General features: G+C 69.5%; 2 protein-coding genes and 1 pseudogene. 1 reads left to right on the top strand and 2 read right to left on the bottom strand.

What is annotated here, in order from left to right; translation table 11 throughout:
- Positions 1-27: 27 nt before the first annotated feature.
- Positions 28-927 carry a phosphoribosylaminoimidazolesuccinocarboxamide synthase gene (locus Y705_RS0109765; RefSeq protein ID WP_026532718.1) on the bottom strand — a complete coding sequence of 300 codons (900 nt, stop codon included), beginning with the start codon at positions 925-927 and terminating at the stop codon, positions 28-30.
- A gap of 8 nt (positions 928-935) precedes the next feature.
- Positions 936-2,267, bottom strand: a complete 1,332-nt coding sequence (purD, locus tag Y705_RS18890; RefSeq protein WP_049822558.1) for a phosphoribosylamine--glycine ligase — start codon at positions 2,265-2,267, stop codon at positions 936-938.
- 114 nt (positions 2,268-2,381) lie between these two features.
- Between purD and Y705_RS22335 the strand changes: the two are divergent.
- Positions 2,382-3,113: pseudogene (locus Y705_RS22335) on the top strand (molybdopterin-dependent oxidoreductase); the annotation flags it as partial.

Here is a 3,113-nt window from a genome sequence, read left to right as displayed (position 1 = left end):
TGGGGCGAGAGGGGGCAGAGCGACTGGCTAGGCGAACGACCGCCCCGTCAGCCGCTCATACGCCTCGACGTACCGGCCTCGCGTGCGTTCGACGACGTCGTCGGGCAACGGAGGCGGCGCCGACGAGCGGTCCCACCCGGAGGCGTCGGACGTCAGCCAGTCGCGCACGAACTGCTTGTCGAAGGACGGCTGGGCCTGGCCCGGCGAGTAGAGCGACGCGTCCCAGAACCGCGACGAGTCGGGAGTCAGCACCTCGTCGCCCAGCGTGATCAGCCCGGTGAGAGGATCGAGCCCGACTTCGACCTTGGTGTCGGCAAGGAGGATCCCGCGCTCCCGAGCGATGCCCTCGGCCCGCGCATAGATGTCGAGCGTCAGCGAGCGCAGCTGGGCCGCGGCGTCGTCGCCCACGGCCATGACGACGGCGTCGTAGCTGATGTTCTCGTCGTGCTCGCCCACCTCGGCCTTCGCTGACGGGGTGAACAGCGCCGGTTCGAGGCGCGAGCCGTCCACGAGGCCCTCGGGCAGCGGCAGGGAGCAGACGGTGCCCGAGGCACGGTACTCGAGGAGCCCGCTTCCGGTCAGGTAGCCGCGCGCGATGCACTCGATCGGATACATCTCCAGCCTGCGGCAGATCATGGCCCGGCCGGCCACCGCCTCCGGCACTCCCGCGGCGGCATCGGAGCCCAGCACATGGTTCGGCACGCCTGCCAGCTGCTCGAACCACCACAGGCTCAGCTGTGTGAGGACGCGCCCCTTGTCGGGAATTTCCGTGGCAAGCACGTGGTCGTAGGCGCTGATGCGGTCACTCGCCACCACCAGCACGACGTCGGGATCGCCGCCGTCCGCCGGTTCGTAGAGGTCGCGGACCTTCCCCGAATACACGTGCTTCCACCCGGGAAGCTCCGGATGCGCTGGTCGCCACGGCATGGACGCGTTCACGCTTCGGCCCCTCCCGGAAATGCCGCGACCGAATCGGCGGGCCCGTCGACACGATCGCCAGCAGCACGAACCTCACCCCGCGAGGCCTTCAGCGCAATATCGGTGCGGAACTGCCCGCCCTTGAGCTCGATCAACGACATCCCCTCATAAGCCTTCCTCCGAGCGCTCCCGAGATCATCCCCCAGTCCGACGACGGCGAGCACTCTTCCGCCCGAACTCACCACCTTGCCGTCCACCATGGCGGTTCCGGCGTGAAGGACCTGGACATCCTCGACGCGGTCGGCTTTCTTGAGCCCGCGGATGCGGCCGCCGGTGACCGGTGTGTCGGGGTAGTTCTCCGAGGCCAGCACCACGGCCACCGCACTGCGCCTGGACCAGGTGAGGGACTGGATCCTCTCGAGCCCGCCCTGCGCGGCAGCCAGGAGCACCCCTCCCAGCGGGGTGCGCAGCCGGGCGAGTACGGCCTGCGTCTCGGGGTCGCCGAACCGGGCATTGAACTCGATGACGCGCATTCCGCGGGAGGTCAGGGCGAGCCCGCAGTACAGTACGCCGATGAACGGGGTTCCGCGGTGTGCCATTTCGTCGATGACGGGCTGGGCCACCCGGTCGATGACCTCGTCGACCAGCCCGGCGGGTGCCCAGTCGAGCGGCGAGTACGCGCCCATTCCGCCGGTGTTGGGGCCGGCGTCGCCGTCGGAGATGCGCTTGAAGTCCTGGGCGGGAGCAAGCGGCAGGACATTCTGTCCGTCGGAGAGGACGAACAGTGAAACCTCCGGGCCGTCAAGGTACTCCTCGATGACCACGCTGCCGCCCACCGCGAAACAGGCCTCGGCGTGGGCGAGGGCTTCCGCATGATTCCCGGTGACCACCACGCCCTTGCCGGCCGCCAATCCGTCATCCTTCACCACATAGGGCGCTCCGAAGGTGCTCAGCGCTTCCTCGGCCTGGCCGGTGGTCGTGGCGACCATCGCCATCGCCGTCGGAACCCCCGCTGACGCCATGACCTGCTTGGCGAAGGCTTTCGACGCCTCGAGCTGGGCCGCTGCACGGGAGGGCCCGAACACGGGTATTCCCGAGTCGCGGAGGGCATCGGCCACCCCGGCTGCGAGCGGAGCCTCCGGGCCGATCACCACCAGGTCCGAACCGAGCCGACGGGCAAGAGCCGTGACCTCCAGAGGATCGTTGGCGTCGACGTCGTGCGTCGGCACGATCGCCGCCATCCCCGCGTTACCGGGGGCGGCGTGGACTTCGCGGACGAAAGGGTCGGCCAGCAGCGTACGGACAAGGGCGTGTTCGCGGCCGCCGGGGCCAATCACGAGAACCTTCACAGTCGACCAGCGTACTGGGAGTGAACGCTTGCAGCGAAGCCCGCGGCCCCTGTTACGGGAGAGCGTCACCCAGCCGTTACCCATACCCGGGCAGCACCCCTCCGAATACCCACCATGAACACCATTCGGAAAATCTCCCGCGAAGCCACTGCGCTCGCTGCCCTTGCGGGAATCCTCGCCGCGGGCCTGGTCCTCGGGATTGCCGAACTGGTCGGTGCCTTCTACGCGGCCCGTGCCACCCCCCTGATCGCGCTCGGCTCGACCTTCATCGACTTCACGCCGGCCTGGCTGAAGGACTTCGCGATCGACACGTTCGGCACCAATGACAAGGTGGCCCTCTTCGTGGGCATGGCCGTGACCATCGTGGCTCTCGCCGCGATCCTCGGCATCGTCGCCTTCCGTAAGTGGGCACTCGGTGCAGCCGGCGTCGTGCTGATGGGACTGGTGATGGTCGCGAGTGTCCTCTCGCGGGCCGGTGCCACGCTGCTCGATGCCGCGCCGTCGATCATCGGCACCGCCGCCGGTCTGGTGGCACTCCGGTGGCTCATCGCCCGCCTGCACTCCGGGGCCGCCGGGCGAGCACAGCACGACGGCGCCGCCGTCGTCTCCGATGACGGCTCAGACACCACCGCGCCAGCCACCGTCGCCGCAGGTACCACCAGCCCAGGGTCCTCGATTGCCCGCCCCGACCGCGGCGCGATGTCGCCGTCGCGCCGCTCCTTCTTCGCCGCAGCGGGAGTGACCGCGATCGTGGCCGGCGCCGCAGCCACCGGGGGCCGCGTGCTCGGCAGCATCCGGAGCAATGTGGCAGCTGCGCGCGACAGCCTCACTTTCCCCGTCCCGGCG

The organism is Arthrobacter sp. H41, assembly GCF_000520535.1.
In the GTDB taxonomy this organism is placed as follows: Bacteria; Actinomycetota; Actinomycetes; order Actinomycetales; family Micrococcaceae; genus Arthrobacter_D.
This window is presented reverse-complemented; position numbering and strand designations above follow the sequence as displayed.